We start from the raw sequence: 21,725 nt of genomic DNA, 5'->3' as shown, positions 1-21,725 counted from the left end.
ATGGAATGGCCCGTTTGCCTTCGATAGCAGGAGAGAACGGGCCATGAATGACGGCGCGTTGGTTACCGCGCGAGCTTCGCTGCCAGCATTTCCTTCACCGCGGGCCATTCATCATCGATGATGCTAAAGCGCACCGAGTTGCGCTTGCGCCCATCCGGCATGATCCGTTCATGCCGGACCACCCCTTCCTGTTTCGCGCCGATGCGCAGAATCGCCGCGCGTGACTTCTCGTTGAGCTCATCGGTCGTGAACTGCACGCGCACGCATTGCATGGCGTCGAACGCGTGCGTCAGCAGCAGATACTTCGCCTCGGTGTTCACCGCCGAGCGTTGCATCGACTCGCTCAACCACGTGTGACCGATTTCGAGCTTGCGGTTCGCGCGATCGATCTTCCAGAAGCGCGTGCTGCCGACAATCGCGCCGCTCTCACGCAGCACGATGACGAACGGCATCACGGTGCCGGCCGCGCGTGCGTCGAGCGCGGTCGCGATGTAGCCGCCGACGGTGTCGGGCCCCGGCACCACCGCAAGCTTCAGGTTCCATAGTTCGCCGTCCGCGGCGGCGTCGAGCAGCGCTTGCGCGTGGTCGGGCCGAAGCGGGCGGAGTTCGACGGTCGTGCCGGTCAGCGTGGGCTGCATGGATCGGGAAGGGGTGTCGTTCAGGGCAATAAAAAAGGTCCGCGAGCGAAGGCTCGCGGACCCGGTAGGGCGATTCGAAATAGCGCGGGCCAAATGGCTTGCCTCAGCCAGCCTCAGCCCGCGCTTGCAGGCCTCAAAGGCCTTAAGCCGACATCACCGACACCGCCTTCGTGACCAGATAGCCTTCCATGGCTTCCGGGCCGCCTTCGGAGCCGTAGCCCGAATCCTTCACGCCGCCGAACGGCATTTCCGGCGAAGGCGTGGCCGGCTGGTTGATCCACAGCATGCCGACTTCCATCTGCTGCGACAGCAAATGCACGTTGCTGAACGACTTCGTGTACGCATAGCCCGCGAGGCCGTACGGCAGACGGTTGGCTTCGGCGATCGCTTCTTCGAGCTTGTCGAAGCCGCGAATCGCCGCGATCGGGCCGAACGGCTCGTTATTGAACACGTCCGCTTCGAGCGACACGTTGGTCAGCACGGTCGGCGCGAAGAAGTTGCCTTCCGAGCCCACCCGTTCGCCGCCCGTCGCCACCGTCGCGCCGGTCTTGCGCGCGTCGTCCAGCACCTTGCTCATTGCGCTCAGGCGGCGCGCATTGGCGAGCGGCCCGAGGGTCGTGCCTTCCGCGAGACCGTCGCCGAGCTTCAGGCTTTCGGCGTGCTTGACCAGCGCCGCGGCGAACTCTTCGCGGATGCTGTTGTGCACGAGGAAGCGGGTCGGCGAGATGCACACCTGGCCCGCGTTGCGGAATTTCGCGCCGCCGGCCGCCTTGACGGCGAGCGCCACGTCCGCGTCTTCAGCCACGATGACCGGCGCATGTCCGCCCAGCTCCATCGTCGCGCGCTTCATGTGCGAGCCGGCCAGCGCGGCCAGTTGCTTGCCGACCGGCGTCGAGCCGGTGAACGTGACCTTGCGGATCACCGGATGCGGAATCAGGTAGCTGGAAATTTCAGCCGGATCGCCGAACACGAGGCCGACCGTGCCCGCCGGCACGCCGGCTTCGACGAATGCCCGCAACAGCGCCGCCGGCGACGCCGGGGTTTCTTCCGGCGCCTTCACGAGGAACGAACAGCCGCAGGCGAGCGCCGCGCTCAGCTTGCGCACCACCTGGTTGACCGGGAAATTCCACGGCGTGAACGCCGCGACCGGGCCGATCGGCTCCTTGAGCACCAGTTGCTGCGCGGCGAGGTTGCGCGACGGCACGATCCGGCCATACACGCGGCGCCCTTCGTCGGCGAACCATTCGATGATGTCGGCGGCGGCCAGCACTTCGACGCGCGCTTCGGCGAACGGCTTGCCCTGTTCCTGCGTCATCAGGCGGCCGATGTCGGCGGCGCGCTCGCGCACCAGCGCGGCGGCTTTGCGCATGGTCGCGGCGCGCTCGTTCGCCGGAATCTTGCGCCATGCTTCGAAGCCGCGCTGCGCGGCTTCGAGCGCGCGGTCCAGGTCGGCGATGCCGGCGTGGGCCACTTTGCCGATGGCCTGGCCGGTGGCCGGATTGATGACGTCGAGGGTCTTGCCGCTGGCGGCGTCGCACCATTCGCCGTTGATCAGAAGTCGGGTATCGGTATAGCTCGAAGTGGCCATGCTGGGTTCCTGTGTATGGGAAAAAACGACAGCCTGCGCAGTCGTGGAGCAAGCAGACGAAACGTGCGCGGCCATGGATGGACTGCCGATAGCAATCATCTTATCTGATTGCGCGCGATCGCATCGGATGCGGGCTCGGTTGCGAGGGGCGGCACGCCGCTTGCGAGGCTGATGTCGCGGCGCTGGAAAATCGGTCGATGCGGCGTCGCGCAAAGAGGCGTACAGTCAAGCGGCAGTGGCAGTTGCGGTGATGGCAAAAGGCCCGAGCCCGCGGCCGTGGATCTTGCCGGAGCGGCTTCGAGCAGGCATCGGCGAGGCGCCAGCCAGGCACCAGCCGACCTGAACGGAGCGCGACGCAAGATTCGAAAGCGGCGGCCCGAAGAAAGCGACTGCAACTCAATCAACCCCGATCCACACGAGGAATCGACATGCCTACCGGTACAGTGAAGTGGTTTAACGACGCGAAGGGCTTTGGCTTCATCACGCCCGATGACGGTGGTGAAGATCTGTTCGCGCATTTCTCGGAGATTCGCTCCGAGGGTTTCAAGTCGCTGCAGGAAAACCAGAAGGTCAGCTTTGAAATCAAGCAGGGGCCGAAGGGTAAGCAGGCGGCGGACATCAAGCCGGTCTGACGAAGGAGGGTGGCCGGCCCGCGCGCGTTGGGGCGTGGGGCCGGCCGCGTTGCCATGAGCTAGCCGCGAAATTGCCGGGAAAGTTGCTACGAAAGTCGGCGCGCCGTTGCCGGGTAGTTGCGGGGGTCTGGTTGCCGCGACATCGCCCGCTATATCTACATCCGTCAAGCCCGGCCGTTCGACGCGGCCCCAATCCCTTCGAGCAATTCATCGCGCACGTCCGCGAGTGCCTGTTCCAGCCAGCCTTTGCGCCTGATGACGAGGCGCTCCGGTGAGTAATACGCGTAGTCGAGCTTCAGCAGGCGCTATGAAAGGGGAAGACGAACTGCGCGCTTAATGCAGAGGACCTGGCACCCAGGCGCTGTGACACCTGAATACTGATCCCATGATGTCCGGCTGCAATGACGCACTGCAGCGTGAATCGAATCAGGGTGAGTGCGCAGCACAACGCAGCGAGTGTGGCACGATCATGTCAACGGCCGCCGCCGCGCGGCCTGCCGAAAGGGACGCCTTCGTGGACAAGGACAGCGCATACCAGCAGATCACCGACAACGGCGGCGAACCTTATGCAAGGTATTTCGCCGCGCAGAACCCCGATCATCCACTCACACCATTCTGCTATCGCTACCTGTTCGAAAAGGATCAGGAAGCGCGCACGGCGAAACAGGACGAAGAGCGCGGCTTCGCGCTGAAGTCGCTCGCGCAGATGGAGTCGTCCTCGCACATCGCGCAGGCGGCGGCGAGCGCGTCGCGCGATGCGGCCACGGCCGCGCACACGTCGGCGCTGAGTGCGCGGCGCTCGGCATTCTGGACCATGATCGCGGCCATCGCGTCGGCACTCGGCGTAGTGGTAAACGCTGCCCTCAATCTCGGCTGGCTCGATTGGGCAAGACACGTCGTCCCGTGAGCCTGGCAACGGCCGCACAACGCGCATTTTTCCCTAATACCACAACGAAAAGACAAGCGCCCGTCACTTGAAACTAAACATGAGAACAATGCCGCAAGCAGCGGGAACGCAGTATTATTCTTCAGGTTTCCTTCAGCTTTGCTCCGTACTATTTGCGCCACGACTCGCCCCTACGCGACTCATGGTTCTATTAGCTTCCCCGACAAAATACTGAAAGCGCCGTTCAGGCTCGCTGGAGCACTCATGAAAACTCTGTTCTTGCAGGCGCCGTCTTTCGACGGTTTCGACGGCGGCGCGGGTTCGCGCTACCAGGCGAAACGTGAAGTCAAGTCGTTCTGGTATCCCACCTGGCTTGCACAGCCTGCCGCTCTGATTCCCGACAGCCGCGTGTTCGATGCGACCGCGAATGGCGCGTCGGTCGATGAGACGCTCGATCTCGCGCAGCAATACGATCTCGTCATCATCCACACCAGCACCCCTTCCTTTCCCACTGACGCGATGTTTGCGCAGCATCTGAAGGAACGCAAGCCGTCGCTATTGATAGGTATGGTCGGCGCCAAGGTCGCGGTCGATCCGCACAACTCGCTCACCGCGACCGAGGCGATCGACTTCGTAGGCCGTGAAGAATTCGATTTCACCTGCAAGGAAGTCGCCGAAGGCGTGCCGTTCGCGCAGATCAAAGGCTTGAGCTATCGCGCGGCGGACGGTTCGATCGAGCATAACGAAGCGCGTCCGATCCTCGAGAACATGGACGAGTTGCCGTTCGTCGCGCCGGTCTACAAGCGCGATCTGAAGATCGAAAACTACTTCAACGGCTACCTGAAACATCCGTACGTGTCGCTCTACACGGGCCGCGGCTGCCGCTCGAGGTGCACGTTCTGCCTGTGGCCGCACACCGTCGGCGGCCACGCCTATCGGACGCGTTCGGTCGAGCACGTGCTCGAAGAGGTCAAGTGGATCCGCGACAACATGCCCGAAGTCAAGGAGATCATGTTCGACGACGACACGTTCACCGACTTCAAGCCACGCGCGGAAGAGATTGCACGCGGTATGGGCAAGCTGGGCGTGACGTGGTCGTGCAACGCCAAGGCGAACGTGCCTTACTCGACGCTGAAGATCATGAAGGAAAACGGCCTGCGCCTCTTGCTGGTCGGCTATGAATCCGGCGACGATCAGATCCTGGTGAACGTCAAGAAGGGCTTGCGCACGGATATGGCGCGGCGCTTCGCGAAAGACTGCCGCACGCTCGGCATCAAGGTTCACGGGACCTTCATTCTGGGCTTGCCGGGCGAGACGCCGGAAACGATTCAGAAGACCATCGAGTACGCGAAAGAGGTCAATCCGCTGACCATCCAGGTGTCGCTCGCCGCACCGTATCCCGGCACCGTGCTCTATAACCAGGCGGTCGAGAACGGCTGGCTCGCGGAGAACAAGGTCATCAATCTCGTCAGCAAGGAAGGCGTGCAGCTGGCGGCGATCGGCTATCCGCATCTGTCGCGCGACGAGATGTATCACCAGCTCGAAAACTTCTACAAGCGCTTCTATTTCCGGCCGTCGAAAATCTGGGAAATCCTGCGCGAGATGTTCACGAGTTGGGACATGATGAAACGGCGCTTGCGTGAAGGCGTCGAATTCTTCCGCTTCCTGCGCGCCCATCAAGCGTGAGCGCCACGCATCTGCTCGCCGTCACGCTGGCCTACGCGTGTGCGGCGGCGGCTGTGTTCGGCATCGGCTACACCGTGCTGGCCGGCGCGCTGATCGGGCGTTTCTTTGCCCGGCCGGTCGCCGAACCGGCCAGTTTTCCGCCGGTCACGATCGTCAAGCCGCTGCATGGTAGCGAATGGGCGCTGCTCGCCAATCTGTCGAGTTTCTGCTTGCAGGACTACCCTGGACCAATGCAATTCGTGTTCGGCGTGCACGACTCGACCGACCCGGCGCTGCAAGCGGTCGACGAACTGCGGCGGCTGCACCCGGAAGCGGACATCACCGTGGTGGCCGATGCGCGTCTGTACGGCCCTAACCGCAAGATCAGCAACATCCTCAACATGGTGCCGCACGCGCGGCACGACGTGCTGGTGTTCGCCGACAGCGACGTGAGCGTCGCGCCCGATTATCTGCGCAACGTGATCGGCGAATTGCAGAAGCCGGATGTCGGGCTCGTCACCTGCGCGTATCACGGGCAACCCGATCCGGGCTTCTGGCCGCGGCTGTCGGTCAGGGCCACCAACTACCAGTTCCTGCCCAGCGTGGTGACCGGCCTGGCGGTCGGGCTCGCGCGGCCGTGCTTGGGGCAGACCATCGCGATGCGGCGCGACACGTACGAAAAAATCGGCGGCTTCACGCCGTTCGTGCGGCATCTCGCCGAGGACCACGCGATCGGCGAGGCGGTGCGCATGATTGGCGAGAAGGTGGTGATTCCGCCGTTCCCGATCGCGCATGCGTGCGTCGAAGCGAGCGCGACGCAGCTGATCGCGCATGAACTGCGCTGGAGCCGCACGATTCGCCATATCGATCCGCTCGGGCATCTGGGCTCGGCGCTGATTCATCCGCTCGCGTTCGCGCTGCTTGCCGTTGCGTTTTCGGGCGGCGCGATCTGGACCTGGCCGCTCGCGCTCGTCGCCGTGTGCGCGCGGCTTGCGCTGCAACTGCTCACCGATCGCGCGTTGCGGGTGCGCTCCCGCGACATGTGGCTGATGCCGTTATGGGATATCGTATCGTTTGCGATTTTCGTCGCGAGTTTCCGGTCGTCGCGTGTGATCTGGCGGGGCTTCAGCTTTAAGGTGGACGGCGACGGTCTGCTGTCGGCAGCACGCGACGAATGACGGATTAACGGCAGGTTGGGTCGGTAATGATGCAAGGTTTCTTTTTCGAACCGCGAGACGGCGGCAAGGCAGTGGCGGTGGCAGTGCCGATGACAGTAAAGCACGCGCACGAGGTGGCCGCGTGATGAAACATCTTGGCCGCGTCGCCGCATTAGTGGGCTTGCTGCTGTCGCTCTGGCTCGTCTGGCGCGACAACCCCGGCGCCGTGCTCGGCGCGCTAAGGGCCGCCGGCGCCGGCCTCGTGGTGGCGGCGCTCGTGCACGTGCTGCCGATGCTCGCCAACGCATGCGACTGGCGTTCGCTGATTCGCGGCGCGAACCGGCCCAGCATTCTGAAGATGCTGCATCTGGTGTGGGTGCGCGAATCGGTCAACAGCATGCTGCCGGTCGCGCGGGTCGGCGGCGAAGTCATCGCGTTCCGCATGCTCAAAGGCTGGGGCGTGCGGCCGTCGACGGCAATGGGCAGCATCATCGTGGATATGCAGCTCACGGTAATTAGCCAGCTGCTGTTCACGATGGTCGGCATCGGCTTCCTGTTCGCGCACGCGCAGTCGGACACCCTGCGGCTTGCAGGGCAACTGGCGTGGGGCGTCGTGGTCCTCGCGCCGCTGCTGCTGCTGTTCGCGCTCGTTCAGCACGCGAATCCATTCGAGCGCATCACGCGCGTGCTCAATCACATGACGAGCGGCAAGCTCGCGGCGCTGGTTGGGCAGTCGGCGCAGATCGATCAGTCGATCAAGCTGATCTGGCGGCGGCGCGCCGTGGTGCTGCGCTATCTGTTCTTCTGGCAGCCGTTGCAGTGTTTCCTGACCTCGCTGCAGATCTGGCTCGCGCTGCACTTCCTCGGTGTGCCCGTCACCCTTGTCGAAGCGGTCGTGATCGAATCGTTGATCCAGGCGATCAGCAGCGCAGCGTTCTTCGTGCCCGGCGGACTGGGCGTGCAGGAAGGCGGTTTCATTCTGGTCGGCGGCGCGCTCGGGCTCGATCCGTCCACCTGCCTTGCGCTCGCCGCCGCGCGGCGCATTCGCGATCTGCTGGTGTTCGTGCCCGGCCTGATCGCGTGGCAGTTCGCCGAGTCGTCCAATCGCACGCTCGTGCATGGGCAGCGGGGCGCACGCGCGGTGGCCCAATCGCGGTCCGCCGTGCGCGAGACGAGCCGGCGCTAGCAGCGCGCGCGAGCGTTGTCAGCGCGTCAGTGTGCGGGCGCCTCAGCCGCCGCATACGCGGGAAACGACACCTCGACCGCAAGGCCCCGCTCGCCGATGCCCGTGCCGAGATGCAGCCGCGCGCCGAAATGCTCGGCGATGCGCGCGACGATCGACAAACCCAGGCCGCTGCCGGTGGCCTGATTGCCGGTTGCGCGGAAAAAGCGATTGGTCAGGCGCGTGAGATCGTCCGGCGCAACGCCGGGGCCGTCGTCGCGCACGGTGAGCTGCACGCGGTCGTCGGCATGCCGCACTGCGACTTCGATGCTGCCGCCGTTGCGCCCGTACTTGATCGCGTTGTCCAGCAGATTGTCGAGCAGGATGCCGATCAGCACCGGCTCCGCATTAATCTCCGCGCGCATGTCGCCAATCAGCATCACGCTGATGTTCTTCTGCTGCGCGTAGCGCTCGTTCGCGAGCAACGTGTTTTTCGCGACGCTCGCCGGTTTGAGCGGCACCGTCGACACCTTCTCTTGCACGTCCAGACGCGCGAGCAACAGCAACTGCTCCGCGAGCCGCGCGCTGCGGTCCACGCCTTGCACCACGCGTTCCATCGCGAGCCGCTGCAATGCCGTGTTCTGCTCGCCCAGCGCGACCTGCGCCTGTACCTTGATCGCTGCAAGCGGTGTCTTCAGTTCGTGGGCGGCGTCGGCGGTGAACGCGCGTTCGCGTTCCAGCGAATTCTGCAAACGCGACAGCATCAGGTTGATCGCATCGACGAGCGGCCGCACCTCGGTCGGCGCGTGGCCGATGTCGACCGGCTCCATCCGGTTGATGTCGCGCGAGCGGATTGCGTCCGACAGCACCTTGAGCGGCGCGAGACTCCAGCCGATACTGAACCACACCAGCAACGCCAGCACCGGTAGCGCAATCAGCGTGGGCCGCGCGATCCGGCTCGCGACGCCGCTCACCAGGTCGCTGCGCGTGTTGGCCGGTTCGAATACGCGCACCGTATGGCCGAGTGTGGTGTTACGCAGCGTGAACGTGTGATACATCTGGCCGCCCAGCGTGATGTCTTGCGCGCCGCTCGCGGGCGGCACCGGCAGATCCCACGCGCTGAGGGCGCGCAACTGCGGGCTGCCCGCCAGCACCACGCCGTTCACGGCGCGCACCTGGAAGAGGGCGTCGCGCGGCAGCGTGTCGTCGTCGTCGAGATCGCTCGCGCCGGGATCGCCGCCTTTTTCTTCTTCGCGCACATCGATGCGCGCGTTGGCGAGCGTGGTCAGATTGCGCTGATCGAGCAGCGCGAGGATCTGCGCGAGTTCCGCGAGGCGCGCCACTTCCCATTCGCCGACTTCGCGCGACGCCTGACGATAGCTCGACACGAGCGCGATGCCCCAGATCAGCGCGATGCTCGCGAGCACCAGCAGCGACAGGCGCCGGCGAATCGACGCGCCCATCACGCTTTCTCCATCACGTAGCCGATATTGCGCACGGTCTTGATCAATCCCGCGCCGAGTTTCTTGCGCAGATTGGACACGTGCACTTCGATCGCGTTGCTTTCGATCTCTTCCTGCCAGCCATACAGGCTTTCTTCGAGCCGCGAGCGCGACTGCGGAATTCCCTGATTGGTCAGCAACTGCAGCAGGATCGCCCATTCGCGCGAGGTGAGCGGCACTCGCGTCGTGCCCACTGCGACCGTTTGCGCGGCCGGGTTGACGGTGAGGTCCTGATAGTGGATCAACTCGACGCTGCGGCCTTGCGCGCGGCGCAGCAAAGCGCGGCAACGGGCAATCAGCTCGGTCAGGTCGAAGGGCTTGCCGAGGTAGTCGTCGGCACCGGCTTCCAGACCGCCGACGCGATCGACCACCGTGCTCTTCGCGGTCAGCACCAGCACCGGCACGTCGTTGCCCTCGTCGCGCAGGTGCTTGAGCAGTTCCATGCCGGACACGAGCGGCAAGCCGAGGTCGAGTACCACGAGCGCATACGCGGTGGTGTCGAGCGCGAGACCGGCCTTGTGGCCGTCGCGCGCCCAGTCGACTGTGAAGCCTGCCTGACGCAGTCCGGCTTCGATGCCGTAGCCGATCAGTTCGTCGTCTTCTACGAGGAGTACGCGCATGTGGGATTCCGTTTCGAATGTTTTATTGCATAACTGTAAGCGTTTTTACGCAAGCGCCGATACATGCAGGCGAAGTTTAACCAGCCCCTTGATGATCCGCTTTATACCGTGCGCATGCTTAAGGTTTCCTTCAGCTTGAATGGATAGTATCCCCCCTCAACAGCCCGGTTCGAGTAGTGGTGAAGAGCGTGAAGCGGCGTTGTTGTCAGCCACTTCTATCGATTACTTTTGTCAGGTTCTTGCAGCTTGATCGTAAGGACACCGACGCAATCCTATCGACCGGTGTTTTTATGCCGATGAATAGCGCCGTGCGTTCCGTCAGGTCACGAGGCCACGTTATGAAGCCAGTCACCGTCGACATGCTGCGAGCCCATCTGCTGGTCGCATCGCTCACGGCCGTGGGCGCCGAGGCCGTGGTCTGCATCGTGCTGCTGGTATTGCCGGTGTCGCAGCAGTTCTTCTCGACCACGCCGTTCCGCCTGCTCGCGATCGCGGTGATCGTCGGCGGCGTGATCGTAACGCGCGAATTCGCGCAGGCCGCCTTCGAGGTCTCCGTCAAAAGCCATCACACAATCCCCGCCGGGCGCGCCGCGTGGCCGGTCGAGGTGGCCTCGGATTGTCCGCGCCGCTGGCTCGTCATTCTTCATCTGCGGCTGACGGGTCGACCGTTCGTGCTGGCCGGGCACTGACGGAAACGGACGATGGCGGCGCACGCATGGACCCTATGCCAATGGATTGTGCTGATTGGCTGCGCCGGCGCCGCGGTCTACGCGACGACGGCGGCGCTGGCGATGCCATTCTTCGGCACGCGCCGCTACAGCTCGACCACGCGGGCCAAGTCCTCTGATCTTCCACGTGCCTCCGCGTCGTGTGCGTCGCAGCCCGCGCAGCCGTTTGCGCGGGTCGGCGTCAGCGTGCTCAAACCGCTGTGCGGCGCCGAGCCGCGTCTCTACGAAAATCTGCGGACCTTCTGCGAGCAACGCCACGGACATTTCCAGCTGGTGCTCGGCGTGTCGTCGCCGCACGATCCCGCGATCGCGGTGGTGCGCCGTTTGCAGGCCGCCTACCCGGCGTGCGACATCGAGCTTGCGATCGACACGCGCGTGCATGGCAGCAATCTGAAGGTCAGCAATCTGATCAACATGGCGGGGCGAGCCCGTCACGACGTGATCGTGATCGCCGACAGCGACATCGCCGTCGAAGCCGATTATCTCGACAGCGTCGCCGCGCCGCTCGCGGACCCGCGCGTGGGTGTCGTCACGTGTCTGTATGTCGCACGTGGCGTCGGCGGGTTCTGGCCGCGCGTGGGCGCGCTCTTCATCAATGAATGGTTCGCGCCGTCGGTGCGCGTCGCGCATGTGGCGGGCTCGCGCCGCTTCGGCTTCGGCGCGACGCTGGCATTGCGCCGCGCGACGCTCGAACGCATCGGCGGTTTCGACGCGCTGAAAAACTGTCTCGCGGACGATTACTGGCTGGCCGAACACGTGCGCGCGCTGGGGCTGCAGACGGTGCTCTCGCGCGTGATGGTCGCCACCGATGTGATCGAGCCGACCTTCGGCGCACTATGGCAGCGTGAAACGCGCTGGCTGCGCACGATCCGTTCGGTGAACCCGTTGGGTTTCGCGTCGCTGGTCATCACGTTTCCGACGCCGTGGCTGCTGACCGGCGCGGGGCTGAGCGCATCCCTCGCGACGAGCGCGTGCCATGGCGCACACGGTGCGGTCACGCTCGCGCTCGCGAGCGCAGCCGCCACGGCGGTCGGCCTGGGCGCGCGTCTGCTGCTGCATCTGCGCGCCGCCAGGCACGAACGCACGTTCTGGCGCGATCTGCCGCTCGTGCCGTTGCGCGATCTGCTGCTGGCGTTGCAATGGTGCACCGGTGCGTTCGGCTCGCATGTGACGTGGCGCGGCGCGCGCGTGCCGCTGGAAACGTCCGCTGCGTCGCTCGCGCGCAGGAGGCGTCCGAACGTGATGGATGCGATGGAGGTGTCGGATGGCGGTTAGGCCGCGCGGGCTGATCGTGACCGCCGACGATTTCGGTCTGCATGCGCGCGTGAATCTGGCGGTCGAACGCGCGCATCGCCACGGCGTGCTGAGCGCCGCGAGCCTGATGATCGGCGCGCCGGCCGCGCGCGACGCCGTGACGCGCGCGCGCGAGTTGCCGCAACTGCGGGTTGGTCTGCATCTGGTGCTGGCTGACGGCGCCGCGCTCCTGCCGCGCGCATCGATTCGCGCGTTGCTCGACGAGCATGGCCGCTTCGGCGACAACATGGTGCGCGACGGCATGCGCTTTTTCTTCCTGCCGCATGTGCGCAAACAGCTCGCGCGCGAGATTCGCGCGCAGTTCGACGCGTTTGCGCAAACCGGTTTGACGCTCGATCACGTGAACACGCACAAGCATTTTCATCTGCATCCGACGGTGCTCGGGCTGATTCTCGCGATCGGCCGCGAGTACGGGATGAAGGCGATGCGCCTGCCGTTCGAGGCGAACGCGCCGCTGTGGTTGAAGCCGTGGGTCGCGCGGGTGAGGGCGCGCCTCGATCGCGCGGGGATCGCGCACAACGACTATGTGGTTGGAATCACCGGCAGCGGGCGCATGGACGAGGCTGCGTGGCTCGCGGCGCTGGCCGATCTGCCGCACGGCGTGGGCGAGATCTATTGCCATCCCGCGCTCGCGGGCGACCTCCCGTTGAGCGACGGCATGCGGAACTACCGGCACGCCGATGAATTGCAGGCGCTGCTTTCGCCGAAGGTCGCCGCCGCGATTCGCGCGTCGGGCGCGCGAATCGGCGGATTTGCGGACGTCTTGGCGTAGCGGCTTTTGAGTTTGATGGCGGGCGGGTCCGTCGACGACATGCCGTGAACGGACCAACCAGGACGCAACGCGCAAGCCAGCGCGCCCGCGTGCACGCGGCAAAAACCGCGCGTTATATAGGCTGCTGCTTCATCAACAGCTTCAGCAGCACCGGCAGCAGCAACAGCACCAATGGCAACTGCACGATCAGCCCGGAGATGATCGCGATCGCGAGCGGCTGCTGCATCGCCGAGCCTTGCCCGAGCGCGAACGCCAGCGGCAGCAGCGCGAGGATCGCGGCGATCGTCGTCATCGCAATGGGACGCAGGCGGTTGCGGCCGGCGCTTCGCAACGCTTCGTCGAACGGCATCTCCTCGTCGCGCACCAGCGCCTGCAACTCCGACACATAGAAGATCGCCACCTCGGTGACGATGCCGATGATCATCGTCATCCCCATCATCGCCGAGATGTTCAGCTCGATGCCGGTGACCCACAGGCCGATGAACACCGCGCCCGCTGCCAGCAATGGCATCGCCAGCACCGACAGCGCGACGCGAAAGCGCTCGTACAGAAACAGCAGCAAGCCGAACACCAGGGCGATCGCGGCGCCGAACACGGTCAGCAAGCCCTTGAAGGCGATCTGCTGTTGCTGGTACAAGCCGCCCAGTTCGTAGTAGACGCCTGTGGGCAGCAGGGTCCCGTCGCCGAGCGCCTTCTGCACGTCGGCGATGGTGGAGCCGAGATCGCGCCCATCGATACGCGCGGTCACCGCGACCATCCGCTTCAGGTTGTCGCGGCTGATCTCCGGCTGGCCCGTCACCGTCACCTGATCGGCGACGCGATTCAGCGCGAACAGATGCCCGTCCGGCGCGCGGATCTGTAACTGGCCCAGTTGCGTATCCGTGAGTTTCAGCGCGCCGACCGCCCGCACGCGCACGCCGACCGTTTTCGGTCCGCTCTGGAACTGTGTCGCCACGTTGCCTTCGACCATGTCGGACACGGCCTGCGCGATCGATTGCGGGTCCATGCCCTCGGCGGCCGCCGCGGCCGGCAGGATGTGCAGTTCGAGCGCGTCGCCCGCGGGGTTGATGCCGTCGTTCACATCCACCACGCCCTGAATCTTGCCGATCCGCGCGGCAACCTTGCGCGCGGTGGTGTCGAGCGTGTTCGCGTCGTCGGAAAAGATCTTGATCTGCACCGGTTGCGGCACCGCCGTCAGGTCGCCGATCAGGTCCTCCATCAGCTGCGCGAGTTCGATACTCACGCCGGGCACTCGCGCCTCGACCTGCGAGCGGATTTCTTCCATCACTGTGTCGATCGGCTCGCGCTGGCCGGACTTCAGCCGCATGAAGAAGTCGCCCTTGTTGGGCTCGTTCAGATCGCCGCCGAGACCCGCGCCGGTGCGGCGAGAATAGGTCGATACATTCGGATTCGCGCGGATGATGCTCTCGATCTGCTTCATCAGCCGGTCGGTCTCGGTCACCGAGGTGCCCGGTTCGGTGTGATAGTCGAGCACGAAGCCGCCTTCGTCCATGCTCGGCATGAAGCCGCTGCCTACCCGCGTGAACGCGAACGCGGCCACCACGATCAGCGGCACGACGCCGAGCAGCACGAGCACGGGCTTCGTGGTGACGCGCTCGACCAGCGTCGCGTAACGCCGGTTCAGCCACGCGGCGAAGCGGGTATCCGCGTGCTCCTCGGCGTCTTTCGGTTTGAGCCAGCGGTCGCACAGAATCGGCACCGCGAGCCACGTGACGAGAAACGAAATGAACAGCGCGCTGGCCATCGTCACCGAGAGCGCCTTGAAAAACGCGCCCGTCACGCCCGACAGAAACGCGAGCGGCACGAAGATGATCAGCGTCGCCGCCGAGGAACCGGCCAGCGGCCGCGTGAATTCGAGCGCCGCCGCCATCACGCGGCCGTGAAACGCGCGCGCGCCGGCTTCGCGCATGCGCCGCACGATGTGCTCGATCATCACGATCGCGTCGTCGATCACGAGACCGACCGCGGCCGCCATACCGCCGAGCGTCATGATGTTAAAGCCCATGCCGAACACGTCGAGCAGCAGGATCGTCGCGGCCATCACCACCGGCACCAGTGCGACGGCGATCGCCGTGATCTTCCAGTTGCGCAGGAACACGAACAGCGTGAGCGCCGCCAGCACCACGCCGATCATGATCGCGTCGCGCACGCTGGTGGCCGACGCGATCACCAGTTCGCTCTGGTCGTACCAGTTCGACAGATGCACGCCCGGCGGCATCTGACGCTGGAAGTCGGCCAGCTTCGCGCGGATCGCCTTCGCCATCGCGACGCTGTTCGCGCCGGGCTGCTGGTAGACGTTGAGCAGCACGGCGTCCTTGCCATCGGCGGTGACGCGCATCCATTGCGGCACGACGCCCTGGCGGACCGTCGCGACGTCGCCCAGACGGATTTGCGTCGCGCCGTTGGCGGACACCACCACGTTGCGCAATTCGTCGAGCTGCGTGATGGTGGTGTTGGTGATGACGAGGTACAGCTTGTCGTGGTCCTCGATGCGGCCGTTGGCCATCAGCACGTTGTGCGCGCCGATCGCCTTCGAGACGTCGGCGAGCGACAGCTTGTACGCGGCGAGGCGAGCGGGGTCGACCGCGACTTCGAATTCGTCCTGCGCGCCGCCGGTCACGTCGACCCGCGCGACGCCTTCCACCGACGACAGCAAAGGCCGCATCTGGAACTGCGCGAGATCGTGCAGCGCGGACAGCGACTGCTGCGTCGAAGTGAGGCTGTACGCGAGCACTGGAAACACGGTCGGGTCCATGCGCCGCACCTGCATCGAGGTGCCTGGCGGCAGCGTCGCGAGAATCTCGCTGATGGCCGACTGCGCCTGCAACGTGGCCTGCGCCATGTCGGTGCCCCAGTCGAAGTTCAGGGAGATTTCCGCCGCGCCGCGGCTGGTCCTCGACTCCACGTCGCGCACGTTCGGCACGCGGCGCAGCGCTTCTTCGACCGGCATCGTGACGAGCGTGGCCATCTGTTCGGCGGGGCGGTCGCCCGCATCGAGCGAAACCACCGCGCGCGGAAACGCGACGTTCGGGAACAGCGAGATCGGCAGACGGAACGCGGTCAGCGCGCCCGCGATCGCCAGCAGCGCGATCACGAACAGCAGCGAGCGGCGGTGCGCCTGCATCCATTGACCGAAGTTCATCGCGGTGCGCCTCCGCTGGTGCGCACCGGCATGCCGTCCTTCAGTTCATAGTTGCCGCTGATCACGAGCCCCTGGGCGGCGTCTAGCGGACCGTCCACGCCATAGCGGTCGCCGTTCTCGATCCGGATGCTCACGGCGACGCGACGCGCCTTGTTCTGCGGCGCGATCTGGAAGACGTAAGCGCCTTTGTCGTCCTTCAGCACGGCCGCGCGCGGCACGATCCAATACGTGCCGCTGGCGGTCGCGATCTCGGCGCTTACGCGCGTGCCCGGAATGAACGCGCTCTGGCCGAGCGGCACGTTCGCGCCGACATCCACCAATTGGCTCTGCGGATTGACGGCTGCGCCGACCAGCACCACGCGGCCGTTGACCGGCGTGTTGGCGAGCGCGGTCGACAGGCCGCGCAGCGTGACGCTGTCGCCAGCGTGAATCGCGCCCGCGTCCGACGGTTCGACGCCGAGCATCACGTTGGCGCGCGCGTCCTTCGGATTGCCGCCGGCGAGTTGCAGGATCGCCGCGCCGGCCTGCACCTGGTCGCCCTGAGCCGCCGACAGTTGCAGCACCACGCCGTCGAGCGGCGCGGTCACCACCTTGTTGCCGCTCGCGACGCCGGTCTGATTCTGCGCGGCGAGGGCCTGCTGCGCGTCGTCGGCGGCCTTGCGGGCGTTCGCGAGTTGCGACTGCGTGGCGAGCCCCTTGTCGTACAGCGACTGCGTACGCGCCAGCTCGCCTTGCGCGAGCGTGACGGCGCTCTTCGCCTGGTTGGCGGCGAGCACGGCGGCCGGATCGGCCTGCACGACGAAGAGCGGCGTGCCGCGCGTGACGGTCTGGCCGGACTGAACGCGCATCTGCACGATGCGCGCGACGTAGGGCAGATTGATGGTCGTGAGATTGGATGCGGACGCGGCGACGATACCGAAGCCGCGTACCGGTTGCGCGATCTCGGCGCGCTGCACGCGAACTGTCTGGACGGATACGACGGGTTGGTCGGCGGTGTCGTCGGCAGCGGCAGCGGCGGCACCGGCAGCATGAGCCGCGCTCACGGCGTGCAGCGTCACGCACAGCAGCGCGGCACAGGCGAACGCGGTCGCCACGGCGGCGACGCGCGGCCGTGACCTTGGGTGTGGACTATTTCGCATGAGTGTCGATGAAGGTCTGAGCGGAAGAGAAAGCGTCGGGAATCGCGCTGCCCAGCAGCGCCTGCAAGCCGACGCGCTGTTCGGCGAGCGACTCGCGCAGCGTCGCCACGTCGACGCGTTTGGCGAGCGCGGCGCTTTGCGCGTCGGTGTACGCGCCGAGCGCGAGGTTGTGTTCGGCGTAGGCGGCGGCCGCATGTTGGGCGGCGAGGTCGACATCGGGCAGCGCGGCTTCGGTCTGCTGCAATTGCCGCGTGAGGATCACCTGGTCCGCGCGCATCTGCGCGACGTCCGCGTAAGCCTGGTTCAGGCGCGTCTGATATTCGTCGCGCAGCCGCTGACGGGTGGCTTTTTCGATCGCGACATTGCCCTGGTTGCGGTTGAAGATCGGCAGGCTCAGGTTGATCTGGAAGCCGCTGGTGTAGATGTTCGAGGTGTCGCGCGCGCGTACGAAGCCCACCGACAGGCTCGGAAACTGGCTCAGAATCGTCGCGCGATATTTCTGCTCCTGCGCTTCGTAGCCCGCCTGCAACGCGATCAGGTCGGGGCGGCGTTGCGCGAGGGAGGCGAGCGCGGCGTCGAGCGTGGGGTCGGCCACCGGTGCAATGTCCTCTTTGCCGCTCAGTTGCACCTGGACTTCGGGCGCGAGGCCAAGCAACGCGTTGAGATCGTGACGCGTCTGCTGCGCGGCGCGCTCGGCATCGGTGTATTGCTTGCGCGCGTCGCTGTACGCGGTGAGGGCGGCGGTCAGTGTGTCGTCGGTGAGATTGCCGTCGCGGCGCGCTTCGGCCATCCGTTCGTAGCGCGTGCGCGCGAGGTCGCGCTGTTGTTGCAGCAGCGGCAGCGTGTCCTGCTGAAAGCGCGTCTTGATGAACAACTGCCGTGCCTGCGCGACCACCTGCCATTCCTGCCACAGCAGGCCGAGATCGGTCTTCGCGACGCTCGCGTCGGCGGACTGTTTGTTCGCGCTGCGCAGCACGATCGCCATCACGTCGATGCTCAGGCCATAATTGAACGCGCGCGTGGCGCCGGCGGCGCCGGGGTAATCGCTCGACACGCTCAGTTGCGGGTCGGGCAGCAGCCCCGCCGAGTAGGCCTGCGCGCGGGCGATGCCGAGATCGTCGCGAGCCAGCTTGAGGTCGGGATTGTTGGCTACCGCGAGCATCGCGACTTCGTCGATGTCGAGCCCGTCGGACGGATCGAAACGATGCGCGGCCAGCTCGGGCAGCGGCATGCGCGACGCGTCGATCTGGATGCGTTCGAGCGAATGGGCGGAAGTGGACGTGTCGCGCGGCGCGAGCGGCTCGCGGTGATACCACGTGCAGCCGCCCAGCAGCAGCGCGCCGACGGCCACCAGCGCGCGCAGTCGTGGCGAGCGGTGCGCGGCCACTGAGGCGCGCGTTGGCGCGGACGCTTCGCAAACCGCTGGGAAAGCCGCCGCGGCGGCGTCGAAAACGGGCAAAATCCGGCTCCTGAAGGAAAAGTTGATGCAACCGCGAGCGCAGGCCGCGGAAGTGGAGCCGAGTTTGCGGAGAAAGCGCTTAAGTAACCCTTAAGTTCAATTCAAGCCGGTCGTGAAAATCCCTTGCAATCCCTTATCCCTTAAGCGCCTCCTCAGGCGAGTGTCAGGTTGCCTCAAGGAAGCCATAAGCAAGCGTTAAGCTGGCGGCCCGGACAATGTGCGGTCCAAACTGGACGGAGAAGAGGCCATGCGCCTGCTACTGGTCGAAGACGACGAGATGATTGCGGAAACGGTGCTGGGCGCGATGCGCCGGTCCGGCTACGCAATCGATTGGGCCGCGGACGGCCGCGCGGCGGAGCTGTCGCTGGGCAACGGCGTGTACGACCTCGTGCTGCTCGATCTGGGCTTGCCGAAGAAGGACGGCATCGAAGTGCTCAACGCATATCGCAAGAACGGCGGGTCCGCGCCGGTCATCATCCTGACCGCGCGCGACGCCGTCGACGAACGGATTCGCGGCCTCGACGCCGGCGCCGACGACTACCTGATCAAGCCGTTCGATCTGGACGAGCTGGCCGCGCGCGTGCGCGCGCTGCTGCGCCGCCGCACCGGCCAGAAGCAGCCGGTGTACGCGCACGGCGAACTCACGCTCGACCCCGCCGCGCATGAAGTCACCAAGGACGGCGCGCCGCTGCCGCTCGTGCCGCGCGAGTTCGCGCTGCTGCAGGCGCTGATCGAAGAGCCCACGCGCGTGTTCACCAAGGCTGAGCTGGAAGAGAAGCTGTACGGCTGGGGCGAGGAAGTGGGCAGCAACACGATCGAGGTCCACGTGCACAGCTTGCGGCGCAAGATCGGCGCGGAGCAGGTGGTGACCGTGCGCGGCGTGGGCTACCGTCTGAAGAGGTGCTGATGACGTCGATTCGCCGCTGGCTGCTGGGCTGGCTGATCTTCGGCATGGCGGCGGCGGCGGCCGTGGCGGCGTTCGGCATCTTCCACACGGCGCGCGAGGAAGCCAGTGAGCTGTTCGACTATGAACTGCGCACGGTGGCGCTGTCGTTGCCGTCGAACCTGACCGGCGTGGGCGACGGCGAACATCGCGACCCCGATCTCGGCGGCCTTGCCGACGACCGCATCGTCATCGAAATCTGGGACCGCGGCGGCGAGCTGATCTATCACTCCACGCGGGCGCCGGTACTGGCGCGCTTGCCGGACGGATTCAACACGGTCGAGCGCGGTGAGTATCACTGGCGCACGTTCGGCGTGGACCAGAAAGACCGTTATGTGCAGGTGGCGCAACCCGTTTCGGTGCGCGAGGATCTCGCGCTGAAGCTGGCGCTGCACACGCTGTGGCCGCTGGCCCTGCTGGTGCCGGTGACGATCGTGCTGGTGCTGCTGGTGGTCGCGCGCGGGCTCGGGCCGATCGGCGGCCTGTCGCGCGCGCTGTCGACCCGTTCGATCGACTCGCTCGAACCGCTGCGTCTGGACGGCAGCGTGCCGGTCGAAATCCAGCCGCTGGTGCAGGCGCTGAACGATCTGCTGGAACGGCTGCACACGGCCTCGCAGGCGCAGCGCACGTTCATCGCCGATGCCGCGCACGAGCTGCGCTCGCCGCTCGCCGCGCTGAAGCTGCAACTGCAGGCGGCCTCGCGCGACGGCTCGCTGAAGGGCGAGGGGCAGACGCTAGAGCGCGTCGAGGGGCGCGTGAACCGGATCATTCACCTGGTGCAGCAGTTGTTGATGCTGGCGCGCGAAGACGCGCATCCGGTCACGTCGATGGTGCCGGTGAGTCTACGGCGGATCGGCGAGCAGGCGGTCGGCGATCTGTCGCTGCTGGCGGAGACGAAGGAGATCGATCTCGGCCTCGAATGCGAAGGCGCGCGCACGCCTAACGACGCCTACATGGTGCTGGCCGAGCCGCACGGGATGAGCGTTCTATTAGGAAACCTGATCAATAATTCGATCCGGCATACGCCGCGCGGCGGTCGCGTCGACGTGATCCTCAAGCGCGCCGGCGAGCGGGTCGGCTTCGAAGTCGTCGATAGCGGCTCGGGGATCCCGGAGGCCGAACTGGAGCGCGTGTTCGACCGCTTCTATCGCGGCGAGGAGGCGCGCGGCGAGGGCAGCGGGCTCGGTCTCGCGATCGTGTCGCGGATCGCCGAGCGGCATCAGCTTGGACTGTCGCTGCGCAATAACGACGGGCGGCCCGGCTTGCGCGTCGCGGTGTTCGGTTTGAAGGCGCTCGATGCCGAGGCGCCCGTGCCGGTCAGAACCTGACGCCGTTGCAGGCAGGTTGGCCTTGAGCAGGGCATTGCGTGCGCGTTTCGCTTTGATGCAATGATCGCCAGGAGCTGCATTCGCTTATTCAAACTGGGCGGCGGCAGGCGGGATTTGTCTGCGGCTTATCAAGCGCGCACATGCGGCGCAGCGGGCCGGAACACCGGCTGCCAGCGCCGCACGGCGCGCCGTCGGCGCGGTATGCCAATCCCGGCTTGTAGGGTTGTCATGAGCGCGTTTCCACACGCTGCTACAATCTTGTCTTTCTCGACCGATTGTGCGCTATGGGTTTCGAACAACTCGCTGAACTGAAGAAGCAACTGGCCGCTGCACGCGCCGAATCTGCGCCTGCCGCCAAGTCCGGTGGCAGACCGGCATCCAAGTCTGCTTCAAAGCCTGCATCCAAGGCCGGTTCCAGGCCGGGCGCGAAGCCTGCCCGCAACAACGCCGAGCCGCGCCGCGATGCGCCCGCAGCCGCGGCGCAAGCCAGGCCGGCGGCGGATGCCAGGCCAGTGGACCCGGTCGTCAAGTCGATCGGGCGTCTGCAGAAGCGCTTTCCGATTGCGTTCCCGAAGAACCCCGCGCCGAAGCTGCCGTTGAAGATCGGCATCTTCGAAGACCTCGTCGCGCACGCGAAGGAGCTGTCGCTGAGCGAAGCCGAACTGCGCGACGCGATCAAGACGTGGTGCCGTGGCAGCCGCTACTGGAAGTGTCTTGTCGAAGGCGCGGCGCGTGTCGATCTGACCGGCGTCGAGGCGGGCAAGGTCACCGCACAGGAAGCGGCGGGCGCGCAGCGCCTGCAAGCGCACCGCGCAAGCAAGGGCGCGCCGAAGACGGCGGCAGTGGCAGCGGATGCGCCGGCGGCCGAAGCGCCGGTGGCAGCGGCCGATCCGGCCGACGCCGCGGCGAGCGCGCCCGACGAGTCCGTCAGCAAGCCGCAGGCCAGCTCGACGGAGCCGTCCGCCAACAGCGCGGCGGTTGCGGAACCGGCAGCTTCGCCGGCCACTCCGTCAGCCTGACGTCCCCGCC

At 65.9% G+C, this 21,725-nt stretch carries 18 protein-coding genes; 11 read left to right on the top strand and 7 right to left on the bottom strand.

Features of this window, described 5'->3' with window-relative positions; genetic code table 11:
* Positions 1–62: 62 nt before the first annotated feature.
* Complete coding sequence (locus tag P0D89_RS31365; RefSeq protein WP_408360824.1) at positions 63–662, bottom strand: GNAT family N-acetyltransferase; 600 nt, start codon at positions 660–662, stop codon at positions 63–65.
* Positions 663–780: 118 nt separating this feature from the next.
* Positions 781–2,226, bottom strand: a complete 1,446-nt coding sequence (locus P0D89_RS31360) for an NAD-dependent succinate-semialdehyde dehydrogenase (protein ID WP_408360711.1) — start codon at positions 2,224–2,226, stop codon at positions 781–783.
* A 428-nt stretch (positions 2,227–2,654) separates the two neighbouring features.
* Between P0D89_RS31360 and P0D89_RS31355 the strand changes: the two genes are divergently transcribed.
* The 5 genes from P0D89_RS31355 (at position 2,655) to P0D89_RS31335 (ending at position 7,752) form a co-directional block, all read left to right on the top strand.
* Positions 2,655–2,858, top strand: a complete 204-nt coding sequence (locus P0D89_RS31355) for a cold-shock protein (protein ID WP_007181784.1) — start codon at positions 2,655–2,657, stop codon at positions 2,856–2,858.
* Between the two features lie 514 nt (positions 2,859–3,372).
* A complete protein-coding gene (locus tag P0D89_RS31350) occupies positions 3,373–3,765 on the top strand; it encodes a hypothetical protein (RefSeq protein WP_408360826.1) in 393 nt (130 codons plus the stop codon).
* A gap of 243 nt (positions 3,766–4,008) precedes the next feature.
* Positions 4,009–5,430 (top strand): hopanoid biosynthesis associated radical SAM protein HpnJ, encoded by a 1,422-nt coding sequence (gene hpnJ, locus P0D89_RS31345; RefSeq protein WP_408360713.1) that lies wholly within the window; start codon positions 4,009–4,011, stop codon positions 5,428–5,430.
* Complete coding sequence (gene hpnI / locus P0D89_RS31340) at positions 5,427–6,587, top strand: bacteriohopanetetrol glucosamine biosynthesis glycosyltransferase HpnI (RefSeq protein ID WP_408360715.1); 1,161 nt, start codon at positions 5,427–5,429, stop codon at positions 6,585–6,587. The genes hpnJ and hpnI (P0D89_RS31340) overlap by 4 nt, the downstream gene beginning before the upstream one ends.
* Positions 6,588–6,711: 124 nt before the next feature.
* Positions 6,712–7,752: a lysylphosphatidylglycerol synthase domain-containing protein gene (locus tag P0D89_RS31335; protein WP_408360717.1), complete on the top strand. Its 1,041-nt coding sequence runs from the start codon at positions 6,712–6,714 to the stop codon at positions 7,750–7,752.
* A 26-nt stretch (positions 7,753–7,778) separates the two neighbouring features.
* Here the strand turns inward: P0D89_RS31335 and P0D89_RS31330 are convergent, their stop codons facing one another.
* Both P0D89_RS31330 and P0D89_RS31325 read right to left on the bottom strand, forming a co-directional pair.
* The gene (locus P0D89_RS31330) at positions 7,779–9,194 is read right to left on the bottom strand and encodes an ATP-binding protein (RefSeq protein ID WP_408360719.1); all 1,416 of its coding nucleotides are present in this window, start codon (positions 9,192–9,194) and stop codon (positions 7,779–7,781) included.
* Positions 9,191–9,850, bottom strand: coding sequence for a response regulator (locus P0D89_RS31325; protein ID WP_408360721.1), 660 nt, complete (start codon positions 9,848–9,850; stop codon positions 9,191–9,193). Before P0D89_RS31325 ends, P0D89_RS31330 begins: the two co-directional genes overlap by 4 nt.
* A gap of 338 nt (positions 9,851–10,188) precedes the next feature.
* Between P0D89_RS31325 and P0D89_RS31320 the strand changes: the two genes are divergently transcribed.
* The 3 genes from P0D89_RS31320 to hpnK are packed head-to-tail and all read left to right on the top strand — an operon-like array spanning position 10,189 to position 12,664.
* Positions 10,189–10,539, top strand: coding sequence for a hypothetical protein (locus P0D89_RS31320; protein ID WP_408360723.1), 351 nt, complete (start codon positions 10,189–10,191; stop codon positions 10,537–10,539).
* A gap of 12 nt (positions 10,540–10,551) precedes the next feature.
* Positions 10,552–11,853: a bacteriohopanetetrol glucosamine biosynthesis glycosyltransferase HpnI gene (gene hpnI / locus P0D89_RS31315; protein WP_408360725.1), complete on the top strand. Its 1,302-nt coding sequence runs from the start codon at positions 10,552–10,554 to the stop codon at positions 11,851–11,853.
* Complete coding sequence (gene hpnK, locus P0D89_RS31310; RefSeq protein WP_408360727.1) at positions 11,843–12,664, top strand: hopanoid biosynthesis-associated protein HpnK; 822 nt, start codon at positions 11,843–11,845, stop codon at positions 12,662–12,664. The genes hpnI (P0D89_RS31315) and hpnK overlap by 11 nt, the downstream gene beginning before the upstream one ends.
* Positions 12,665–12,776: 112 nt before the next feature.
* Here hpnK and P0D89_RS31305 read toward each other — a convergent pair whose 3' ends face one another.
* Genes P0D89_RS31305 through P0D89_RS31295 form a run of 3 tightly spaced genes read right to left on the bottom strand, consistent with a single transcriptional unit; the run spans position 12,777 to position 18,425 of the window.
* Positions 12,777–15,827, bottom strand: coding sequence for an efflux RND transporter permease subunit (locus P0D89_RS31305; protein ID WP_408360729.1), 3,051 nt, complete (start codon positions 15,825–15,827; stop codon positions 12,777–12,779).
* Positions 15,824–16,921 (bottom strand): efflux RND transporter periplasmic adaptor subunit, encoded by a 1,098-nt coding sequence (locus tag P0D89_RS31300; RefSeq protein ID WP_408360731.1) that lies wholly within the window; start codon positions 16,919–16,921, stop codon positions 15,824–15,826. The genes P0D89_RS31305 and P0D89_RS31300 overlap by 4 nt, the downstream gene beginning before the upstream one ends.
* Before the next feature lie 34 nt (positions 16,922–16,955).
* Entirely contained in the window at positions 16,956–18,425 is a 1,470-nt protein-coding gene (locus tag P0D89_RS31295) for a TolC family protein (protein WP_408360733.1), read from the bottom strand.
* 247 nt (positions 18,426–18,672) lie between these two features.
* On the opposite strand from P0D89_RS31295, the gene P0D89_RS31290 reads away from it, so the two are divergent.
* The 3 genes from P0D89_RS31290 to P0D89_RS31280 all read left to right on the top strand — a co-directional run bounded on the left by P0D89_RS31290 (position 18,673) and on the right by P0D89_RS31280 (position 21,715).
* Complete coding sequence (locus P0D89_RS31290) at positions 18,673–19,332, top strand: response regulator (protein WP_408360736.1); 660 nt, start codon at positions 18,673–18,675, stop codon at positions 19,330–19,332.
* Complete coding sequence (locus P0D89_RS31285; RefSeq protein WP_408360738.1) at positions 19,332–20,696, top strand: sensor histidine kinase; 1,365 nt, start codon at positions 19,332–19,334, stop codon at positions 20,694–20,696. The genes P0D89_RS31290 and P0D89_RS31285 overlap by 1 nt, the downstream gene beginning before the upstream one ends.
* Positions 20,697–20,980: 284 nt before the next feature.
* The gene (locus tag P0D89_RS31280) at positions 20,981–21,715 is read left to right on the top strand and encodes a ProQ/FinO family protein (protein WP_408360740.1); all 735 of its coding nucleotides are present in this window, start codon (positions 20,981–20,983) and stop codon (positions 21,713–21,715) included.
* Positions 21,716–21,725 lie beyond the last annotated feature (10 nt).

This window comes from Paraburkholderia sp. RL18-085-BIA-A (genome assembly GCF_046027075.1).
In the GTDB taxonomy this organism is placed as follows: Bacteria; Pseudomonadota; Gammaproteobacteria; order Burkholderiales; family Burkholderiaceae; genus Paraburkholderia.
The sequence above is the reverse complement of the archived record's forward strand: the minus strand, read 5'-3'. Positions and strand labels throughout refer to the sequence as shown.